Below are 20,404 nucleotides of genomic sequence, written 5' to 3' on the forward strand. Positions count from 1 at the left end.
GGCCGGGTGGGGATCCGGAGCCAGCAGTAGCACCCGGGGCGGGCGGGCCCCTGGCGGACACGCGGGAACGGGTGAGACGGTGGGCCGATGACTGATCGTCCGTTGAACGGTGATGACGTCCGGGCGGCGCTCGGCGAGCTGACGGCCGTCCTGGGGCCCGCCGCCGAGGCCGGCGGCGCCCGCTGGGAGGCGCCCGCCGGACTGCTGGAGTGGAGCTGCTGGGAGACCGCCGCCCACATCGCGCACGACCTGCTCGCCTACGCCGGCCAGCTCGCCGCCCGGCCCGCCGACCGCTATCTGCCGCTGGACCTGACGGTGCGCCCGGAGGCCGGGCCGGCCGAGGTGCTCACCGTGGTCACGGCCTGCGCGCAGCTGCTGGCCACCGCCCTGGACGCGGCCCCGCCCACCCTGCGGGCGTACCACCACGGGCCGTGCGACCCGGCCGGCTTCGCCGCGATGGGCGTCACCGAGACCCTGCTGCACACCCATGACATCGCCCTCGGGCTCGGCCTGGAGTGGCGGCCCCCGCAGCGGCTCGCCACGGCCGTACTGGCCCGGCTCTTCCCCGACGCGCCCGCCGGGGATCCGGTGGACGTGCTGCTCTGGTGCACCGGCCGCGGGGAGCTCGACGGCCGCCCGCGCCGGACCTCGTGGAGCTGGCGGGCGGCCGTCGAGTAGAACGGGGTCAGCCGGTCGCGGCCTCGGTGGCGATCCGCTCGGCGGCACTGCGCTCGACGCAGAACTCGTTCCCCTCGATGTCGGTGAGGGTCGCCCAGCCCTTACCGTCCGGGGTGCGGTGGTCCTCGAACAGCGTCGCACCCAGGGCGAGGAGGCGCTCCACCTCCTCGTCCCGGGTGCGGTCCTGCGGCTGGACGTCCAGGTGGACGCGGTTCTTGACGGACTTGCCGTCGGGCACCCGGATGAAGAGCAACGAGGCGCCCGCCGACTCGACCACGGCCTCCGGGTCACCGGGGTTGTCGTCCGCGCCCAGGGTGCCGTCCAGGACCTCCGCCCAGAACCGGGCCAGGGCGTAGGGGTCGGCGCAGTCGATCGTCACATGTCTCACCAAAGAAGCCATGGGGGCCACTCTGGCTCGGATCACGACGGCGGTCCAGTCCTTATCCGGCGGGCCTGCTGTGCCAGTGGCCGTCGAGCGGGTACTGCGGCGGGGCGGCCGGTACGAGGGCCTCGAACGGGTAGCCGGCCTTCTCGGCGACCCGGCAGGACGCGGCGTTGTCCCCCTCGTGGAAGAGGTCCAGCCGGACCAGCCCGTCGGCGGCGAAGGTCTCCCACGCCCAGCCGGTGAGCGCCGCCAGCGCGCGCGGGGCCACGCCCCGGCCGCGCGCGGCGGCGGCCGTCCAGTAGCCCACCTCGGATCCGGCGCTGCCCGGCGCGCCGCGCTTGAGCACGACGTTGCCGATCAGCACGCCCCGTTCCAGGACGGCGAAGGAGTAGCGGCTGCCCTCGGCGCGGCCGCGGTCCTGGGTCTCCAGCCAGCCGGCGGCCTCGTCGAGGTCGGTCACCTGGTTGCGGATGTAGCGGCGCAGCGTCGGGTCGCGGTGGATGTCGAGCAGGGCGGGCGCGTCCTCCGGCCGGAAGGGGCGCAGCAGCAGTCCCTCGGCGCGCGGCGCGGCGGCGGCGAGCGCGTTCGTCACCGCAGGCCCTCCCAGCCCCAGCGCGGGGTGGGTCCCGGTTCGCCGAGGTCGGTGCCGGCCGGGGAGGCGGAGACGTCCTCGGCGATCCGGGTGCCCCAGTCGAAGTACTCCAGGACGCGGCGGCGCAGCAGCTCGTCCTCGGGCAGCTCCGCGTTCACCGCCTCGGCCATCAGCTCCATCCAGCGCAGCCGCTGCTCCTCGGTGATGGCGAGGCCGAGGTGGGCGCGGAGCAGTTCCCGGTGGCCGCCGAGGTCGGTGGTGAAGCGGTCCGGGCCGCCGAACACCTCGGCCAGCCAGACGGCGACGTGCTCGATGTGGGTGGGTGTGAACCGGGCGAAGACCGGCGCGAGCAGCGGATCGGCGAGCACGCCCTCGTAGAAGGTGCTGCTCAGCCTCCGCAGGGCGTCCAGACCCCCGATCGCGTCGTACAGGCTGTCGGAGCGGTGGTCGGTCATCGGTGCGTCTCTCCCCCGTGGACGGTTCTTCTCCCACCCTTCCTAGCAGCGGAACGCCGACGGGCCAACCGGAGGAGGCTCCTCCGATCCGGGGCGGCGCTTGACCTTGACGCTGGCGGCAGGGTCCGAGGGTGGCGGGCATGAGCGACACGAAGCGGATGAACGAGTCGGTGGGGCAGGCACTCCGGGTGGTGGTGGTCACCGGGGCGGGGACCGGGATCGGGCGGGCCACGGCGCGGGCCTTCGCCGACCAGGGGGCGGGGGTGCGGGTGCTGGCCGTCGGACGCCGGGCGCAGCCGCTGGCGGGGACGGCGGAGCGGGCGCCGGAGCGGATCGTGCCGGTGGTCGCGGACGTCACCGCGCCGGACGGGCCGGAGCTGATCGTCCGGGCGGCGCTGGAGCGGTTCGGGCGGCTGGACGTCCTGGTCAACAACGCGGGGATCGCCCCGCACGCGACGCTCGGCGGCTACACCCGGGAGGGCGTCGGCGCGCTGCTGGCGACCAATCTGACGGCTCCCGTCCTGCTCGCCCAGGCCGCGCTGCCCGCGCTCACCGCGAGCCGGGGCGTGATCGTCAACGTCAGCACCGCCGTCGGACAGCGCGGCTGGCCGACGAACTCGGCCTACGCGGCGAGCAAGGCCGCGGTGGACTCGCTGACCCGCAGCTGGGCGGTGGAGCTGGCACCGCTCGGCATCCGGGTGGTGGCGGTGGCCCCGGGCGCGATCGGGACGCCGATCGCCGCGCATGCCGGGATCGGCCCCGAACGGCGGGCGGCGCTGCGGGCGTGGCAGCTGGCGCACACCCCGCTCGGCCGGATCGGCGAGGCGGCCGAGGTGGCCTGGGCCGTCGCCCAACTGGCTTCGCCGCAGGCCTCCTTCGTGACCGGAGTAGTCTTGCCGGTGGACGGGGGCGCCGTGGTGAGCTGAGCACAGCAGGCGGCCGGCCGGGACGGATCGGGGGGCGGCGCGGGTGCGGATCGGCGAGCTGGCGCGGGCGACGGGGACGACCGCCCGGGCGCTGCGGCACTACGAGCAGGCCGGGCTGATCGGCTCCGGGCGCGCGCCCAACGGGTACCGGGTGTACGACGAGGCGGCGGTGGTGCGGGTGCGCAACATCCGCGCGCTGCTGGAGGCCGGGTTCACCCTGGAGGACGTCCGGCCGTTCCTGGGGTGCCTGGACCGCGACACGCTGGGGCCGCCGTCGGCCGGCGCGCTACGGATCGCCCGGGAGCGGCTGGCGGTGCTGGAGCGCCGGATCGCCGCCCAGACCGAGGCCCGGGACCGGCTGGCGGCGGCGATCACCGCCGCGGAGGCCACCGCGTCCCGGGCGTGAGACCCGGCTGCGGGACCCGGACGGGTGACACCCCCGATCGGGGGTGTGCAGGGCGAGGCGGGCGGAGGACAGTGGGCCCCATGCAGATTCCACTCTCCGTGATGGACTTCCTCGACCGGGCCGAGCTGGTCTACGGCGACCGGGTCGGCATCGTCGACGAGCCGGTGCAACCCGCCGAACCCTGGACGGATCTGACGTACCGTCGGATCGCCCGACTGGCGCGGGCGCAGGCGGCCGGTCTCGACCGGCTCGGCGTCGGCCCCGGCGAGCGGGTGGCGATCGTGTCGCACAACTCGGCGCGACTGCTGACCTCGCTGTTCGGCGTGAGCGGGCACGGCCGGGTGCTGGTGCCGGTGAACTTCCGCCTCAAGGCGGAGGAGGTGTCGTACATCGTCGAGCAGAGCGGCGCCTCGGTGCTGCTGGTCGACCCGGAGCTGGCCGAGCCGCTGGCCGGGGTGGTCGCCGAGCACAAGTTCGTGATCGGCACCGACAGCGACGCGCTGCTGTACGACTTCGGGAACGCGCCGCGCCGTTACCCGATCGACGAGAACGCCACCGCGACCATCAACTACACCAGCGGAACCACCGCCCGCCCCAAGGGCGTTCAGCTCACCCACCGCAACGTCTGGCTGAACGCGACGCTGATGGCCCTGCACTTCGGGGCGAGCGACCGGGACGTCTACCTGCACACCCTGCCGATGTTCCACGCCAACGGCTGGGGCCTGCCGTTCTCGCTCACCGGGCTGGGCGCGCAGCACGTGGTGCTGCGGAAGGTGGACGGCGCCGAGATCCTGCGCCGGGTCGAGCGGCACGGGGTGACCTTCCTGTGCGGCGCGCCCGCGGTGGTGCAGATGGTGCTGGACGCGGCGGCCGAGTGGGACGGCCCGGTGCCCGGCCGGGACCGGGTGCGGATGGTGGTGGCCGGCGCGCCGCCGCCGACCTCGGTGGTGCAGCGGATGGAGTCCGAGCTCGGCTGGGAGTTCATGCAGATCTACGGCCTGACCGAGACCTCGCCGGTGGTGACGGTCAACCGCACCCGCGCCGAGTGGGACGAACTGCCCGCCGAGCGGCGGGCGGAGAAGCTGGTGCAGGCGGGCGCCCCGGCGATCGGCAACCAGGTGCGGGTGGACGAGCAGGGCGAGGTGCTGGTCCGCTCCAACGTCGTGCTGGATGGCTACTGGCAGCAGCCGGAGGCCACCGCGGAGGCGCTGCGGGACGGCTGGTTCCACACCGGCGACGGCGGCGTCCTGGAGGACGGCTACCTGACCATCTCGGACCGCAAGAAGGACGTCATCATCAGCGGCGGGGAGAACGTCTCCTCGATCGAGGTGGAGGACTGCCTGTACGACCACCCGGCGGTGGCCGAGGTCGCGGTGATCGGCGTGCCGGACGCCAAGTGGGGCGAGACGGTCAAGGCGCTGGTGGTGCTGAAGCCGGGTGCGGAGCTCACCGAGGCGGACCTCATCGCGCACTGCAAGCAGCGGCTGGCCGGCTACAAGTCGCCCACCTCGGTGGAGTTCCGGGACGCGCTGCCGCGCACCACCACCGGGAAGCTGCAGAAGTTCCGGCTCCGCGAGCCCTACTGGTCGGGGCGGGAGCGGAAGGTCAACTGAAACGCCTGGTACGGGGGTTCAGTCGAGCAGGCCGGACTCCCGGGCCGTGACGGCGAGTTCGGTGCGGTTGCGGACGCCGAGCTTGTGCATCGCGCTCTTCAGGTAGCCGGTCACCGTGTTGCAGGTGAGGCCGAGCTGGGCGGCGATCTCCGGGTTGGTCCGGCCGGTCGCCGCCCAGCGGAGCACTTCGTGCTCGCGCCGGGTGAGCGGGGCGGGCGGGGTGCACGGAGGTCTTCGCGCACCGGTGGGACCCACCGCGGGCGCCCCCGTCCCGCGCCAGGCGTCGGCCCCGGCCAGGGCCCGGGTGGCGGCCTCGGCGAGCCTGGCCACGGCGGCGATCCGGACGTCCCCGAACGGGACCACCGCGCGCAGCGAGGCGTACACCACGCCGTGCACCATGCCGCCGTGCAACAGCGGCACGGTGAGCATCGCGTAGAGGTCCTCGGCGATGACCGCGGCGTCGTAGTGGTGCGAGATGGTGGTGTCGGCGCGGTAGTCGGGCGCCCAGCTCGGCGCCCGTTCGGCCAGCGCCCGGCCGCCGAGACCGGTGCCGGCCGGCACCGGGAGGTCGTGCAGCAGCTCGGCCCGGGTGCCGGCCCAGTGCCGCAGCACCATGCCCTCGCCCCCGGCCGCCGCCACGCCCGGCTCGGGCACGCCGACCAGGCCGACGTCGGCGCCGCAGTCGGCGACCACCCGGCGGGCGAGGTCGCCGAGCACGGCGTCCCTGACCAGCTCGGCGGCCCGGTCGGCGAGGTCGTCCGGGGCCTCGGCACCGCGCTTCGGCGCGGTCGGGGCGGTCGTCATCGCGCGATTGTCACACGAGGTCGCGGCGCTGGGGAGGGGTCGCGAACGGGTTCGGTGTGCGTGTCCCGGGGAGTTGTGCGGAGTTCCGGGTGGAGGCGCACGCGGCGGCGTAGGGTGCGGGCGCGAGGTTACCGGCGGGTCACCACGCGGACCGCTGCGGACCGCCGGGGTTTCCGATGTTTCCCAGGTTTCCGAGCATGACGAAGGGGAGATCCATGGTGGATCCCAAGGTTCCCGGGGGCTCGTCCGTTCCGGCCGGGCTGCTGGCCGACCTGCGGGCCGAGAGCGAGGCGCTGGACGGGCTCGTCGCCGGGCTGGAGCCGGACGGCTGGGCCCTGGACACGCCCGCGCCGGGGTGGACGGTGGCGCACCAGATCGCCCACCTGGCCTGGACGGACGACTGGTCGGAGCTGGCCGCCCGCGATCCGGAGGCCTTCGTCACGGAGTCCCGCCGGGTGTTCGGCGAGCTGGTGGCGGCCGGCACCGACCCGGTGGAGGACGGCGCGGCGCGCGGAGCGGCCGAGGAGCCGGACGCGCTGCTGGCCCGCTGGCGGGCCGGCCGGGAGCGGCTCGCGGACGCGCTGGCGGCGGTGCCGCCCGGCGCCCGGCTGCCCTGGCTGGGCCCGCCGATGAAGGCCGCGTCGATGGCCACCGCGCGGCTGATGGAGACCTGGGCGCACGGGCAGGACGTGGCGGACGCGCTCGGCGCCGTCCGGGAGCCGACGGCGCGGCTGCGGCACGTCGCGCACCTGGGGGTGCGGACCCTGGGGTTCGCGTTCACGGTGCACGGGCGGCCCGCTCCGCAGGCCCCGGTACGGGTGGAGCTGACCGCCCCGGACGGCGGGTCGTGGACGTGGGGGCCGGCCGACGCGGCGGACCGGGTGACCGGCCCGGCCCTGGACTTCTGCCTGCTGGTCACCCGGCGCCGGCACCGGGACGACCTCGGACTGACCGCCGTCGGCGAGGTGGCGACGGCGTGGCTGCCGATCGCCCAGGCCTTCGCGGGCCCGCCCGGGACGGGCCGGGAGGCGAGGTCGTCCCGCTAGCCAGGCGGGGCCGTCGCGCGAGGTGCACCGGCCGCGGAGGCTGGTTCCCTGTCACCAACCTCCGCGGCCGGTACGCCGGTCACCCGGTCGGCCACGAGCCGGACCGCGGCCGGAGGCCGGGGCGCGGCTTCGTCCGCACGGTGGCGGCATGAGCGTCGGCCCGGCCGGGCGGACCGACCGGGCGGCTCAGCAGACGGCCGGCACCGTGACCGTGGCGCTCGCCACCGGCTGACCCATCCTGGTGGTGACGAAGCTCGCGATGATGCCCTCGCCGCACGGGACGGTGCTCACGATCGGACCGACCGTGATCCCCTTGGACCCCACGACGGCGCCGAGGCTCTCGCGGTCCAGGCTGTGGCCGGCGGTGGTGCCGAGATCCAGCACGAACGAGGCCATCTGCGGGGGGCCGCCGGCCGATCCCACCCAGCCGGTGGCGGACGCGACGCGGCCGTTGAGCGTCAGGCAGACCTGGGTCCCGATGCCGTAGCCGCAGGTGGTCGTCGACGAGATCGTGGTCGTGCCCGAGGGAAGGGCGGTGGCCTGGGTGGCGCCCGCGACGCCGAGCCCGGACAGCGCGGCACCGACCGCGAGGATCGCAACGAAACGCTTCATCGGAGTTCTCTCCTTCGAGGACAGGAGGTGCTGGAAGGTTGTGCCATGTCACGCTTCACATGGCAGATGCTTCCACGCACTCCGGCCGGTATTCCCGACCGGACCGCAATCCCTTCAGGCGCACCGGAATTGACCCCTCGATGGCGCGAATCCATACGGCGGGCGCGACAGGCGTCCAGGACAATCGGGCGACTCTACCGATTCAGCCGACTATTCGTCAAATAGTCCAGGTTATCCGGCAAACCACACGTTTCAGCGATATACAGGATTCGTCGGCGCATGATGGACTTCGGACATGACGCGGATGAACCACGCGATCCGGGCGATCTGCGGATCGTCGAGCTGAACGACCGGCCCGGCACGGACTCCGGCGCGGCGCAGGCACCCCCCACGACTGCGCCGCGCCGGCCACTTCCCGCCGTCGCGCAGGAGCAGCAGCCCGCGGCCCCGCTCCAGGGCGCCCGCCGTCCCGTCACAGCCCGATCCGCAGCGGGGTGAGCCGGGTGGCGACCAGATTGGTGGCACCCCGGTCCCGTTCGACGTGCCCGTGCACCAGCAGCCCGGCCCGGTCCAGGGCGGTGCGGCGCTGGGACTCCCAGACCGGCCGGCCGCAGATCACATTGATCAGCCCGGTCTCGTCCTCCAGGCTGAGGAAGAGCACCCCGCCCGCCGTCGGCGGCCGCTGCCGGTGGGTGACCAGGCCGCCGACCACCACCGCCGTCCCCGGCGGCACGTCCGGGAGTTCGGCGGCCGAGAGCGCGCCGCCGCGCTCCAGGTGGGCGCGCAGGTGCTGGAGCGGGTGGCTGGTCGCGGACGTCCCGGTGGCCCAGAGGTCGGCGATGGTCTCCTCGACCGGGGTCATCGCGGGCAGCTCCGGCGCCTCGGTACCGGGCGTGGTGCCCGGGATGAGGTCCGCCGAGACGCCCGCGAACGCGCCCGCCGCCCAGAGCGCCTGCCGCCGGCCGAGCCCGAAGCAGCCGAACGCGCCCGCCGCGGCCAGCGCCTCCAGACCGGCCGCGGGCAATCCGGTGCGGCGGGCGAAGTCCTCCAGGTCCGCGTACGGCTGCCCGGCCGCGACGGCCTCGGCCTGCGCGGCGCCGATGCCGCGCACGGTGTCCAGGCCGAGCCGGATCGCGGGCTGCGGCTTCCCCGCGGTCAGCGGCGGCCTGGGCGTCGGCCCCCGGTACGGCTCCAGGGTGGGCCCGGCGCCGCTGGCGTTGACGTCCACCCCGCGCACCCGCACACCGTGCCGCCGGGCGTCCGAGATCAGGCTGAGCGGCGAGTAGAAGCCCATCGGCTGGTTGGCCAGCAGGGCGCAGGTGAAGGCCGCCGGGTAGTGGTACTTGAGCCAGGCGCTGGCGTACACCAGGTAGGCGAAGCTGATCGCGTGGCTCTCCGGGAAGCCGTAGTTGGAGAAGGCCTCGATCTTGGTGTAGACGTCCTGCGCCACCTCCTCCGGGATGCCGCGCTCGGCCATGCCGCCGAGCAGCCGCTCGCGCAGCCGGGCGACCCGCTCGTGCGAGCGCTTGGCGCCCATCGCCTGGCGCAGCCGGTCCGCCTCGGCCGGGGTGAACCCGGCGCAGTCGATGGCGAGTTGCATCATCTGCTCCTGGAACAGCGGCACCCCGAGGGTCTTGCCGAGGGCGTTCTCCATCAGCGGGTGCGGGCAGCCGGCCGGCTCCACCCCGGCGCGGCGCCGCAGGTACGGGTGGACGGAGCCGCCCTGGATCGGGCCGGGCCGGATCAGCGCGACCTCGACGACCAGGTCGTAGAAGTGGTCCGGCTTGAGCCGGGGCAGGGTGGCCATCTGGGCGCGCGACTCGACCTGGAAGACGCCGACGGTGTCGGCCCGCCGCAGCATCGCGTACACGCCCGCGTCGTCGTCCGGGATGGTCGCCAGGTCGTAGCGCTCGCCGTGGTGCCGGGCGACCAGGTCGCAGGTGTCGTGCAGCGCGGCGAGCATGCCGAGGCCGAGCAGGTCGATCTTGACCAGCCCGGCGCCGGCCACCGACTCCTTGTCCCACTGCAGCACGGAGCGCCCCGGCATCCGGGCCCACTCGGTCGGGCAGATCCCGGCGATCGGCTCCCGGGTGAGCACCATGCCGCCCGAGTGGATGCCCAGGTGGCGCGGCAGGCCGTGGAGCTGTCCGGCGAGCGCGAGCACGTCGGCGGGAACGACGGCGTCCGCGCCGGGCGGCGAGCGGAAGTCGGCCTGCCGGCTGAACGCGTCCACCTGTCCCTGCGGATAGCCGAGCACCCGGGCGGCGTCGCGCAGGGCCAGCCGGGGCCGGTAGGTGATCACATTGGCGACCTGGGCGGCGTGCTCGCGCCCGTACCGGCGGTAGACGTACTGGATGACCTCCTCGCGGCGGCGGTTCTCGATGTCCAGGTCGATGTCCGGCGGCCCGTCGCGGGCGGTGGAGAGGAAGCGCTCGAAGAGCAGCTTGTAGTGCACCGGGTCGACGGCGGTGATCCCGAGCGCGAAGCAGACCGCGGAGTTGGCCGCCGAGCCGCGGCCCTGGCACCAGATGGACTCCCGGCGGCAGAAGTCGACGATGTCGTGGACGATCAGGAAGTAGCCGGCCAGGTCGAGTTCCTCGATGACGTCCAGCTCGCGGGCGAGCTGGCGGCGGGCCGGGCCGTTGCCGGGCCCGAACCGGGCCGGGCCGCCCTCGGCGACCAGTTCGCGCAGATGGCTGATCTCGGTGTGGCCGGGCGGGACGGGGTAGCCGGGCAGCTCCGGGTCCAGGGTGGCGAAGTCGAAGGCGCAGGCCCCGGCGAGGTCCACGGTGGCCTCGCGGACGCCCGGGAAGCGGGCCAGCCGGGCCGCCATCTCGCGGCCGGAGCGCAGGTGGGCGGTGCCGGCGGCGTGGGTCCAGCCCACCGCCTCGGCGAGGGTGCGGCGGTCGTGCAGGGCGGCCAGGCTCTGGGCGAGGCGGCCCTCGGCGGGGCTCGCGTGGTGGGTGTTGGTGGAGGCGACGGTGGCCAGACGCAGCCGGGCGGCGAGCGCGGCGAGGGCGTCGTTGCGCAGGTCGTCGCCGGGGAGCCACTGGTCGATCAGCTCCACGTGGACGTTCTCGCGGCCGAACGCCTCGCTGAGGGTGCGGAGTTGGTGCTCGGGGTCGACGGCTGGTCCGGCGCCGGGGGCACCCGCGGCGGCGGCCAGGGCGGCGGGCACCCGGCCGAGGCGGCAGCCGGTGAGCACCGCCCAGTGGCCGTCGTGCGCGTCGGCGAGGGCCTCGAAGTCGTAGACCGGATTCCCCTTGGCGCCGCCCGCGAGCTGGGCCGCGCCGATGACGGCGGAGAGGCGGCGGTAGCCCTCCGGGTCGCGGGCCAGTACCAGCAGGTGCTCAACGCCTCCCCGCTCATGACGGAGTGTCAGTTCGGCTCCGAAGACGGTGGACACGCCCGTGCCGCGGGCCGCCTCGGCGAACCGGACCGCGCCGTAGAGGCCGTCGTGGTCGGTGAGCGCCAGGGCCTCGACGCCCAGCCGGGCCGCCTCGGCGACCAGCGCCTCGGGGTCGCTGGCGCCGTCGAGGAAGCTGAAGGCGGAGTGGACGTGCAGCTCCGCCCAGGGCGGTCCGGCGGGCCGCTGCCCGGCGGGGCGCCCGGCGGGCCCGTCCGGACCGTCCGATCCGTCCGGTCCGTCGCCGGGGCGCAGCGGGACGACGTCGCCGCCGACGTCGCCACTGCCGCTGCCACTGCTGGACAGGCGCCGGTGCAGTTCGCTCCAGGGGAGGGAGGGATGACTGGTGAATCCCATCGGGGTGGTGCCTTCGGTCTCTCGCTGGTCTCCTACCCCCCTCGGTCCTGCCGGCCGTCAGTCGTATCCGGCCTCCACGAACCAGGCACCCCCCTCCACCGTGAGCAGCAGCGCCCGCCCGTCCGCCACCGTCACCTGGAACCGGGCCCGGCGGCGGGCGCGCGCCTGGTCCCACCAGTACTCGACCGCCGGCCAGGGACCGGTCCAGCCGTCCACCGCCAGTTCCCGCCCGCGCACCGCCACGGTGGACGGCCGGGCCGACACCCCCGCCCGGCCGTCCACCGTCACCGGCCGCCCGTCCGCGTCCAGCACCGCCGCCGGCACCGGGACGCGGTGCACCACGGCCGGCCAGACGTCCCGCAGCCCGCCGACCCGCCCCGGCCAGGGCGCGTCGGCGGGCGCCGCCGGGTCGTACGGCTCGCCCCACGGCACCCGGACCACCTGGTCCTCCGGCCCCCGGCCGCCGGCCGGCTCGATCCGGCGCAGCCCGGCGTGCCCGAGCACCGCCTGCACCCGGGCCACCGCGCGCTCCACCCGGTCGTCCGCCACCGCCTGCCCCCAGAGGGCGAGTTGACGGCCCTGGTCGGGAGTGAGGTCGTCGGGGACCAGGCGCAGCGCGGTGAACCCGCCCGGCTCGGGGTCGTGCGGTCCCCCGGCTCCGCCGCTCCGGTCGAAGGTGCCGGTGCCCTGCCAGGCCTGGAGCTGCCAGCGGACGCGTTCGGCGAGCGCCGTCGCCGAGAGCCGGCCCTCGTGCCGCCAGAGCCGCGCGACCGTCCGGCCGTCGGCGCACTCCACCTCGACGGCGACCCGCTGACAGGTCAGCCCCGCCCCGGCGAGCCGCTGGTGCAGCCGCTCGGCCAGGGTGCGGGCGACGAACACCAGCGGCTCGGCGAGCGGCTCGGGCGGGTCGAAGCGCTGCTCGACGGAGAGGTCCGGCCCCTCGGTGCGCGGCACCAGCGGGCGCGGCTGGAGACCCCGGGCCAGCCGGTGCGCCACCGCGCCGGCCGGGCCGAAGCGGTCGGCCACCGACTCGGCGGGCAGCGCGGCGAACGCCCCGACCGTGGGCAGGCCCAGCCGGTCCAGCAGTTCGGCCAGCTCGGCGTCGCCGAGCGCGGCCACCGGGTAGGGCGCGAGGAACTCCGCCGTCCGTCCGGCGGGGACCAGCGCCCCGGCGCGGGCGGCGAGCACGGCGGCGAACAGGCCGTCGGCCACGCCGACCTGGCCCAGCGGCGGCGGCGCGGCGGCCGGGGACGCGGCCCCGGGGCCGGGGGCCGGCGGGTAGGCGGGCGGGCGGGCGAAGCCGCCCCGGGCGCCGTCCCGGGCGGCGGGTGCGGCGGCGAACAGCTCGTCCACCCCGGCGGTGCGGCGCCGGGCGGCGGGCCGTTCGGCATCGGCGGGGTGCAGCGGGACGACCTCGGCCAGGCCCGCGCCGTTCCCGGTCCCGGTCCCGGTTCCGGTGCTCCCGGTGCCACTCTCGGCGTTCCCGTCGCCGTCATGGCTCCGGGCCCGCTCCGCGTCCGCCGGGTCCGCCGGGTGCGCCTGAGCGGCTGCGGCCGCGGCCTCGGCCTCGGCCGACACCGCCAGGGCGGCCGTGACCGCCCCCTGGACCTTCGCCGCCAGGGCCTCCTCCCCGCCGAAGTAGCGGGCCGGCCCCTTCACCGGGATCGCGCACAGCCCCGGACGCAGCACCTCCACCCGGGGGGTGAACGCCTCCACCGCCGCGACCACCGGTTCGAACCGCCGGACCTCCGCCTCCGGGTCGCGGTCGCGCAGCTCCAGCGCCGGGCAGAGCCGCTGGGCCAGCTTGAGCCGCTGCCCCTGCCGCACCCCGGCCGCCCGGGCCGCCGTCGAGCAGGCCAGCACCCGGCCGCCCTCGACCACCGCCACCGGAATGTCCCGCTCCTCGCCCTCCCGCCCCTCCGCCGGGCGTTCGACGGCCACCACCGGCCAGTCCGGACACCACACCACCAGCACCCGGGGGGTGACCGCGCCACCCGCCCCGGTGAACCCGGCAACCTCGCCGCCGGTCATCTCACACCACCGCCATGCGGTCGAGGCCCGCCCCGGCCCCCGACACCGCGCCCTCCCCCACCGCGTCCACGTCCACCGTCCCGGCGCCGACCGTCTCCTCCACGGTCCGCACCGCGCCGTGCGCGTCCGGCAGCCAGAGCCGGGCCGTCCGCCCGCGCCCCGCCGATCCGCGCCCCTCGGCCACCACCTCCACCTGCCGTCCGGTGAGCTGCCCGTGCCCGTCCCCCAGCCCGAACCAGCGCCCGGAGCGCACGCCCAGCCGCAGCCCGGCCCCCGGCCACGGCCCGGCCACCAGCAGCACGCAGCCGCTGCGCCGCAGCACGGCGGCCAGCCGGGCGGCCAGGTTCGGCGGGACCGGGCCGTCCGGGCGCAGCATGATCAGTTCGACGGCGCCGGCCAGGACGGAGACCACCTCGGCCCAGTGCGGTCCGGGGTCGTCGGCCACCAGCAGCCGCCGCAGGTCGAGCCCGTACCCGGCGGCCGCGGCCAGCCCGAGGTCCGGCAGCCCGACCGCCGCGGCCCAGCCGCCCTCGGTCTCCCGCACCCCGGCGGCCAGCGCCAGCAGCAGCCCGGCGTCCCCGCCCGCCACCGACACCGCCGCGCCCCGCCGCAGCCCGCCCTCCGGCAGCAGCCCGCTCAGCGCGGGCACCACCGGCAGCAGCCCCCGCGCGGGGGCAGCGGTCGACGCCACCGGTCGGAGCGCGGGCTTCCGCTCGACGGTGGATTCGAAAACAGATTCGAAAACGGGCACACCCCCAGGATCGAACATCCGTTCGTAAAGATTCAAGTCCGAATCGTCCGCTTCCGTGTTGTCACTCTCCGTGTTCGACCGGAGAGGCGCGTCCGCATGCGCGCCGGACCGCGGCGACACCGGCGACCCGCCCCCGTCCGGGCGGAGACCGCCACGGCCTGATGCCGCGTCACCGTCCCGCTGCACCCAGGGTGTCGATAGTCCGTTGAACGGAGTGTTGGCGCCCGGGCGGGGGTTTCAGTGCCCACGCCAAGCCGTCGTTTATTGCCGGCTGGCAGGGTCTGCCGGTGCGACCGAGGGCCCGTCCGGCCCCGGCGGCGGTCGCGACGAGGAAACGAGGTCGAGGAGAATCATGCGTGGCACCACGCTCGGTGACCGCTACCGTCTGGACGAGTGGCTCGGCGGCGGCTCGATGGGCGATGTCTGGCTCGCCCGGGACCAGGTGCTCGACCGCCGCGTCGCCGTCAAGGTCCTGAAACCCGCGCTGCTGGACGAGCCCGGCTTCGCCGAGCGGTTCCACGACGAGGCCCGGGTGATGGCCAGGGTGCAGCACCCCGGCATCGTCGGCGTGTACGACTTCGGGCCCGGCCGCACCACCGACGACGTCCCCTCCTGGGGCGCGCCGCAGACCCCCGCCGCCCACCCGGTCGCCTACCTGGTCATGGAACTGATCGAGGGCGATCCGCTGAGCGCCGTCCTGGAACGGCGGGGCCCGCTGACCGTCCCGGAGTCCCTCGGCCTGGCCATGGAGGTGCTGGCCGCCCTCCAGGCCGCCCACGAGGCCGGGATCGTCCACCGGGACGTCAAGCCGGCCAACCTGATGATCCGCGGCGACGGCCAGGTCGTCGTCACCGACTTCGGCATCGCCCGCCCCGGCTGCGACCCCCGGCTCACCGTGCCCGGGATGGTGCTCGGCACCGCCGCCTACCAGGCGCCCGAACAGGCCTCCACCGGCACGGTCACCGCCTCGGCGGACCTGTACGCGCTCGGGGTCGTGCTCTACGAATGCCTGTCCGGACGGCTGCCGTTCGAGGGCGAGACCGCCCTGGAGCTGATCCTCAAGCACCTGACCGACCCCGTGCCGCCGCTGCCGGACGACGTCCCCGCCCCGGTCCGGGCCCTGGTCGAACGGGCCCTGGCGAAGGACCCGGCCCTGCGCTGGCCGGACGCCGCCGCCATGGGCGCGGCCGTCGTGGCGGCCCTCGCCGGCGAGTCGGCCGAAGGCCCGGCGGGCGGGCCGTCCTGGGCGGCGGTGGTCCGCTCGACCGGTGCGCTGGCGGCGCTCCGGTCCACCGGATCGGCGGCACGGCCGGTGGTCGTGACAGGGGGCGGGGGCGGGGCCGCCGCTCCGTCGCCGCGGCGCGCGGGCGGGTGGCGGGCGGCGCTGTTCGGCAGCCGGCGCCGGACCCTGCTCGTGGCGGGCGCGACCGCGCTCTGCTGCGTCGCCACCGCCACCGCAGCCCTTGTGCTGCACCGGCCCGGTGAGCCGGTCCGGTCCCGGACGGCCGACGTGGCGGTGGCGGGCGTACCGCTGACGGCCCCCGTCGGCCTGCTCCCCGAGGCGGGCGCACCGTCCCCCTCCCCCGACGCGCCGACCCCGTCCGGGGCCCCCTCGCCGACCGGGCCGGTGGTCCCGGGCGCGCCACTCCCCGGCGGCGGGAGCGTCGGCGGCGGGGAGATACCGGGCGGCGGGACGGTGGGCGGCGGAGGTGCCCCGGGCGGTCCGACCGGCCGGGACGGCGCGGCATCGGGCTTCCCCGCGAACCCTCCGGCCGCCGCGCCCGCCCCCGGGGGCGCGGACACCCCCGCCGGCTCCCCGGCCCCGGGCGGCCCGGCCGTCCCGCCCGGCCCCTCACCGGCACCCGGGCAGCCGTCGACGCCGGGCGACCCCGTCTACACGGCCGCCCCGCCGCCGGGCGTCCCGGCCTACACCGCCGCCCCCTCCCGAACGGTGCCCCCGGCCCCGGACTACACCTACGCGCCCAAGCCGACCTACACCGCCTCCCCTCCGCCGTACACCGCCTCGCCGCCCCCGCCGCCGCCGCCCGGCACCATCCCGACGGATCCGCCCATCAAGCCCCCGACCCAGCCGGGCCCACCGCTGCCGCCGCTCGCCCGGCTGTCCAACGGCGGGGCCGTGCTGTACGACCAGGCCTCGCTCAACCGGCCGGGCAACCCGGTGGTCCTGTCCTCGGACGACGGCGGCCCCGGCGGCGTCTGGCAGCTGACCCCGTACACGGAGGGCGGGTACGCCCTCTCCAACGGCGCCACCGAGTACTCCAAGGTCCTGAACCTGGAGGAGGCCCGCGCCCAGACGCAGCTGGCGTACCGGCCGGTGCCCCCCGCCACCGCCCCGACCCAGGTCTGGTCGTTCTTCCCGGTACCGGGGGGCTACGTGGTGACCGTCGCCCGGGACCCGCGGCGCTGCCTGTCCGCCGTCGGCCCGGGCGCGCCCGCCACGGTCCGCACCTGCGCGGGCACGGCCGACCAGGTGTGGACGGTCTCCGCCGCCTGACCGGCCCCTGTGCGGACGGCCGGCCCCGGCCGTCCGCACAGGGGCCGGGGCCGGGACGGCCGGCGTCGAGCAGAGGCGGCGGACGCTCCGCCTCCGCCGAACCGACCAGGGACCCCGGTGCCCGGCCGCTCCACCCGCAGGCTCAGGCCGGGAGCCAGGACGGCCAGCGCTGACGAGCCGGCCCCGCCGGGTGGCCGGCGCCGAGCAGGGGGGCCAGGCGCTCGGCCTCCGGTGAGCCGATCGGGGCCAGGATGCCGTGTGCCTCGGCCCAGCAGGCGCGGGCGCGTTCCGGGTCGCCCGGGGGGTGGTCCGCCAGGGCGTCGCCGAGTGCGGCCAGGGCCAGGCCGCGGCCCCGGTGGTCGCCGTCCAGGGTCAGCGCGTCGACCGCGCGTTCCGCCGCCTCGGCCGCCTCCGGGCCCCGCCCGGCCGCGCGCAGCGACTCGGCGAGCCGCAACAGGATGCGGCCGGTGCGCCGGTGGTCGTCCGGGTCGGTCAGGGCGAGGGCGGCCCGCCGGTGGGCGACCGCCTGGTCGTGGCGGCCGAGGTCGTGGGCGATCGAGCCCAGCGAGTCGCGGGCGCGGGCCTCCAGCTCGTGGTCGGCCAGGTCGTGGCCGATGAGCAGCGACTGGTCGACCACCCGGCCCGCCGCGCCGAAGCGGCCCTGCCGGGCGAAGGCTCCCGCCAGTTCCAGCAGTTCGGCGGCCAGGGCGCGCCGGTCGCCGATCCGCTGCCAGACCGCGACGGCGGCCGAGAATCCGGCCACCGCCTCGTCCGGGCGGCCGAGTTGGACGAAGCAGGCGGCGAGCGAACCGTGCGTGAGCGCGAGCAGCGGTTGCGGCAGTGCGTGCGCGGTGCACAGGTCACGGGCCCGGAGCAGCTCGGCGAGGGCCGACGACGCGGAGCCGACCTCGGCCAGCAGCCGGCCGAGCACCAGGCGCGCCCGCGCCTCGGCGGTTCGGTCGCCCTCTTCCAGGGCGGCCCGCAGCAGGGCGTTGGCGGCGTGCCCGAGCGGCCGGGTGGCGCGCCCGGAATCCGCCGACAGACAGACGCCCAGCAGGAGTTCGGCGAGCCGGTCGAGGCCGGGCGCCACCCCCGGGGAACGGTCCGGGAGCTCCGCGCACTGGCGCACCAGCGCCCCGACGGCCACGTAGTCCCCGACGGTCCGGGACGCGGCCCGCGCCGCCGGGGAGCCGGGCGCCGCCGCCACCCCCGCGTGGTGGTGGCCCACCAGCCGGGCCAGCGCGGCCGCCCGCTCGCCGTCGACCTCCGTCTGATCGCGCGGGCCGCCCGGGCAGAACCGGTCGACCCGCTGGGCGAAGGCCCGCAGCAGATCGTGGTAGCGGTAGCGGTCGGGACTCGCCGCGACCTCCAGCATCGAGCAGTCCACCAGGGACTCGGCCAGCGCCTCGGCGGCCGGCTCCGGCCGGTCCAGGACCGCCGCCACCTCCGCCGCCGACAGGTCCGGCACCTCGGGGACGGCCAACAGCCGGAAGGCGCGTGCCTGTTCCGCGTCCAGCAGGTCGAAGCCGAAGCGGAACGAGGAATCGACGGCGAGGTCGCCGCTGCGCAGCGCGTCCAACCGGTAGCGCTCGCCACCCAGTTGCTCCACCAGTCGGGCGACGCTCCAACCGGGCCGGCAGGCCAGCCGCGCCGCGAGGATCCGCACCGCCAGCGGCAACTGCCCGCAGAGCCTGATGAGTTCACGGGCGGCCGGCTCCTCGGCCGCCACCCGCCCGGCGCCGACCACCCGGGTCAGCAGGGTGACCGCCTCCTCCGCGGGCAGCACCGGCAGTTCGGTGAAGCGGGCGTTGGGCAGCGCTCCGATCCGGGTCCGGCTGGTGACCAGGACGGCGCAGCCCGCGCCGCCCGGGATCAGCGGCCGGACCTGCTCGGCGTCGCGCGCGTTGTCGAGCAGGACGAGGACCCGCCGCCCGGCGAGCAACGACCGGTAGCGGGCCGCCCGTTCGGCCGGGTCCGCCGGGATCGACTCGCCGGGAACGCCGAAGGAGCGCAGGAAGACCGCCAGCGCCTCCTCGGGGCGGGTCGGACGACCGTCCGCGCCGTGCAGGTCGAGGTAGAGCCGGCCGTCCGGGAACTCGTCGGCGAGGCCGTGCGCGACGTGCAGGGCGAGCGCGGTCTTGCCGACTCCGCCCATGCCCGCGACCGCCGCCACCGGCACCCGGCCCGGCTCCCGCAGGGCGGCCCGCACCGCCTCGACCTCCGCCGTTCGGCCGGTGAAGTCGGCCACGGCTGCCGGGAGTTGGTCGGGCCTGAGGAAGGCGGCCGGTGGCCCCGCCGCCACCGGGGGCGCCGCGGACGCCGAAGTCGCCGAGGACACGGAGGACACCGCGGACGCGGGAGCGGCCGGAGCCGCCGGGGCGGGCGCCGCCAGGGTCTCGTCCGCCGCGAGGATCCGCCCGTGCAGGTCCCGCAGCCCCGGGCCGGGGGCGACGCCCAGTTCGGTGCGCAGCCGACGGTCCGCCGCCCGGTACACCTCCAGCGCGTCCGCCTGCCGTCCGGAGCGGTACAGCGCGAGCATCAGCAGCTCGACGAGGCGCTCGCGCAGCGGGTGCTCCTCGGACAGGGCCGTCAGCTCGGCGACCGACTCCGCCGACCGGCCGCCCTCGCCCTCCGCCTCCAGACACGCCTCCAGGACCGCGAGCCGGCGCTCCTCCCACTCCCGGCGCTGGCGCCGCACGTAGGGACCGGGCACGCCGGACATCGGCTCGCCCCGCCACAGCTCCAGCGCCGCCCGCAGGACGGCCGCCGCCTCGGCGTGCCGCCCCTCGGCGCGCAGCGCCCGCGCCCGGGCCTGCCGTGCCTCGCACCGCCCGGTGTCCAGGCCCTCGGGGTCGGCGACCAGCAGGTACCCGCCGCCGAGCGAGGTCAGCGCGTCGGGCCCGAGGACCCTGCGCAGCCGGTGCACATAGGTGCGGATGACGCCGTGGGCGCTGGCCGGCGGGTCCTCGCCCCACAGGTCGTCGATCAGCTGGGCGCCGGACACCTGCCGGCCCGCCCGGAACAGCAGGGCGAGCAGCAGCCCCTGCTGCTGCGGCGAACCGAGCGCCAGCTCCACCCCGTCCCGCAGGCCCCGTACGGGCCCCAGTACCTCGAACCGCAGCCCTCCCGGCCGCGCCTCCCGGTCCATCGATCGACTCCCCCATGTCCGTACAACTCCCCCGTCCGCATGATAACCACCGGCATTCCCGCTGCTCAGCTCCGGTGGAGCGGCATCGCTGCGGCCGGGGTGGGAGGGTTTGACTTCGAGTGAACTCCAACTCATAGCCTCGACGGGACGACGCACCACGCACGACCAGCGATCGGAGAACCTCCCATGAGCACCAGCAGGAACGACGACGCCGCCACCACGCGACAGGAGCGGTTCGAGCGGGGGCTGGCCGTCCTCACCTCCGTCGACGGCGAGGCCGGGCAGCGGGTGATCGACTCGCTCGCCGACATCCACCCCGAACTCGCCCACCAGGTCGTGGCCTGGGGCTTCGGCGAGATCTACAGCCGGCCCGGACTGCCGCCGCGCGACCGGCAGTTGGTGACCCTGGGCATGCTCACCGCGCTCGGCGGCTGCGAGCCGCAGCTGGAGGTCCACCTCAACGCCGCCCTCAACGTCGGCCTCACACCCACCGAGATCACCGAGGCCCTGCTGCACTCCGCCGGGTACTGCGGCTTCCCCAGGGCCCTGAACGCCACCTTCGTCGCCAAGAAGGTCTTCGGCGAGCGCGGTCTGCTGCCGACGGACTCCGCGGCCTGAGCCCCGGCCCTGGCCCTGGCCCTGGCCCCGGCCCTGGCCGGAAAAGGTGGTGAAGGACGGG

Annotated in this window: 16 protein-coding genes; 7 read left to right on the plus strand and 9 right to left on the minus strand. The window is 76.3% G+C overall.

What is annotated here, in order from left to right; all coding sequences use genetic code 11:
• Positions 1–87: 87 nt before the first annotated feature.
• A complete protein-coding gene (locus ABZW10_RS22575) occupies positions 88–678 on the plus strand; it encodes a maleylpyruvate isomerase N-terminal domain-containing protein (RefSeq protein ID WP_355368717.1) in 591 nt (196 codons plus the stop codon).
• 7 nt (positions 679–685) lie between these two features.
• Here the strand turns inward: ABZW10_RS22575 and ABZW10_RS22580 are convergent, their stop codons facing one another.
• Genes ABZW10_RS22580 through ABZW10_RS22590 form a run of 3 tightly spaced genes read right to left on the minus strand, consistent with a single transcriptional unit; the run spans position 686 to position 2,110 of the window.
• Positions 686–1,078 carry a VOC family protein gene (locus tag ABZW10_RS22580; protein ID WP_355368719.1) on the minus strand — a complete coding sequence of 131 codons (393 nt, stop codon included), beginning with the start codon at positions 1,076–1,078 and terminating at the stop codon, positions 686–688.
• A gap of 40 nt (positions 1,079–1,118) precedes the next feature.
• Entirely contained in the window at positions 1,119–1,655 is a 537-nt protein-coding gene (locus ABZW10_RS22585; RefSeq protein WP_355368721.1) for a GNAT family N-acetyltransferase, read from the minus strand.
• Positions 1,652–2,110 carry a group II truncated hemoglobin gene (locus ABZW10_RS22590; RefSeq protein WP_355368723.1) on the minus strand — a complete coding sequence of 153 codons (459 nt, stop codon included), beginning with the start codon at positions 2,108–2,110 and terminating at the stop codon, positions 1,652–1,654. Before ABZW10_RS22590 ends, ABZW10_RS22585 begins: the two co-directional genes overlap by 4 nt.
• 140 nt (positions 2,111–2,250) lie before the next feature.
• Here ABZW10_RS22590 and ABZW10_RS22595 point away from each other — a divergent pair, with 140 nt between their 5' ends.
• The 3 genes from ABZW10_RS22595 to ABZW10_RS22605 all read left to right on the plus strand — a co-directional run bounded on the left by ABZW10_RS22595 (position 2,251) and on the right by ABZW10_RS22605 (position 5,055).
• Positions 2,251–3,036, plus strand: a complete 786-nt coding sequence (locus tag ABZW10_RS22595; protein WP_355368725.1) for an SDR family oxidoreductase — start codon at positions 2,251–2,253, stop codon at positions 3,034–3,036.
• Positions 3,037–3,079: 43 nt separating this feature from the next.
• Positions 3,080–3,442: a MerR family transcriptional regulator gene (locus ABZW10_RS22600; RefSeq protein WP_355368727.1), complete on the plus strand. Its 363-nt coding sequence runs from the start codon at positions 3,080–3,082 to the stop codon at positions 3,440–3,442.
• 80 nt (positions 3,443–3,522) lie between these two features.
• A complete protein-coding gene (locus ABZW10_RS22605) occupies positions 3,523–5,055 on the plus strand; it encodes an AMP-binding protein (RefSeq protein WP_355368729.1) in 1,533 nt (510 codons plus the stop codon).
• 18 nt (positions 5,056–5,073) lie between these two features.
• Here the strand turns inward: ABZW10_RS22605 and ABZW10_RS22610 are convergent, their stop codons facing one another.
• Positions 5,074–5,859: a LuxR C-terminal-related transcriptional regulator gene (locus ABZW10_RS22610; RefSeq protein WP_355368731.1), complete on the minus strand. Its 786-nt coding sequence runs from the start codon at positions 5,857–5,859 to the stop codon at positions 5,074–5,076.
• A gap of 215 nt (positions 5,860–6,074) precedes the next feature.
• Here ABZW10_RS22610 and ABZW10_RS22615 point away from each other — a divergent pair, with 215 nt between their 5' ends.
• Positions 6,075–6,905 (plus strand): TIGR03084 family metal-binding protein, encoded by an 831-nt coding sequence (locus ABZW10_RS22615; RefSeq protein ID WP_355368733.1) that lies wholly within the window; start codon positions 6,075–6,077, stop codon positions 6,903–6,905.
• A gap of 186 nt (positions 6,906–7,091) precedes the next feature.
• Here ABZW10_RS22615 and ABZW10_RS22620 read toward each other — a convergent pair whose 3' ends face one another.
• From ABZW10_RS22620 to ABZW10_RS22635, 4 genes are all read right to left on the minus strand, one after another.
• Positions 7,092–7,517 (minus strand): hypothetical protein, encoded by a 426-nt coding sequence (locus ABZW10_RS22620; RefSeq protein ID WP_355368735.1) that lies wholly within the window; start codon positions 7,515–7,517, stop codon positions 7,092–7,094.
• A gap of 472 nt (positions 7,518–7,989) precedes the next feature.
• Complete coding sequence (locus ABZW10_RS22625; RefSeq protein WP_355368737.1) at positions 7,990–11,280, minus strand: error-prone DNA polymerase; 3,291 nt, start codon at positions 11,278–11,280, stop codon at positions 7,990–7,992.
• Positions 11,281–11,337: 57 nt separating this feature from the next.
• A complete protein-coding gene (locus ABZW10_RS22630; RefSeq protein ID WP_355368739.1) occupies positions 11,338–13,311 on the minus strand; it encodes a DNA polymerase Y family protein in 1,974 nt (657 codons plus the stop codon).
• Position 13,312: 1 nt separating this feature from the next.
• Positions 13,313–14,002 carry a hypothetical protein gene (locus ABZW10_RS22635; RefSeq protein WP_355368741.1) on the minus strand — a complete coding sequence of 230 codons (690 nt, stop codon included), beginning with the start codon at positions 14,000–14,002 and terminating at the stop codon, positions 13,313–13,315.
• Positions 14,003–14,414: 412 nt separating this feature from the next.
• Here ABZW10_RS22635 and ABZW10_RS22640 point away from each other — a divergent pair, with 412 nt between their 5' ends.
• The gene (locus ABZW10_RS22640) at positions 14,415–16,577 is read left to right on the plus strand and encodes a serine/threonine-protein kinase (RefSeq protein ID WP_355368743.1); all 2,163 of its coding nucleotides are present in this window, start codon (positions 14,415–14,417) and stop codon (positions 16,575–16,577) included.
• Positions 16,578–16,719: 142 nt separating this feature from the next.
• Here the strand turns inward: ABZW10_RS22640 and ABZW10_RS22645 are convergent, their stop codons facing one another.
• Positions 16,720–19,725 (minus strand): BTAD domain-containing putative transcriptional regulator, encoded by a 3,006-nt coding sequence (locus tag ABZW10_RS22645; RefSeq protein ID WP_355368745.1) that lies wholly within the window; start codon positions 19,723–19,725, stop codon positions 16,720–16,722.
• Positions 19,726–19,911: 186 nt separating this feature from the next.
• Here ABZW10_RS22645 and ABZW10_RS22650 point away from each other — a divergent pair, with 186 nt between their 5' ends.
• Positions 19,912–20,343, plus strand: a complete 432-nt coding sequence (locus tag ABZW10_RS22650) for a carboxymuconolactone decarboxylase family protein (protein ID WP_355368747.1) — start codon at positions 19,912–19,914, stop codon at positions 20,341–20,343.
• Positions 20,344–20,404 lie beyond the last annotated feature (61 nt).

It is taken from the genome of Kitasatospora sp. NPDC004723 (assembly GCF_040609255.1).
GTDB lineage: Bacteria > Actinomycetota > Actinomycetes > Streptomycetales > Streptomycetaceae > Kitasatospora.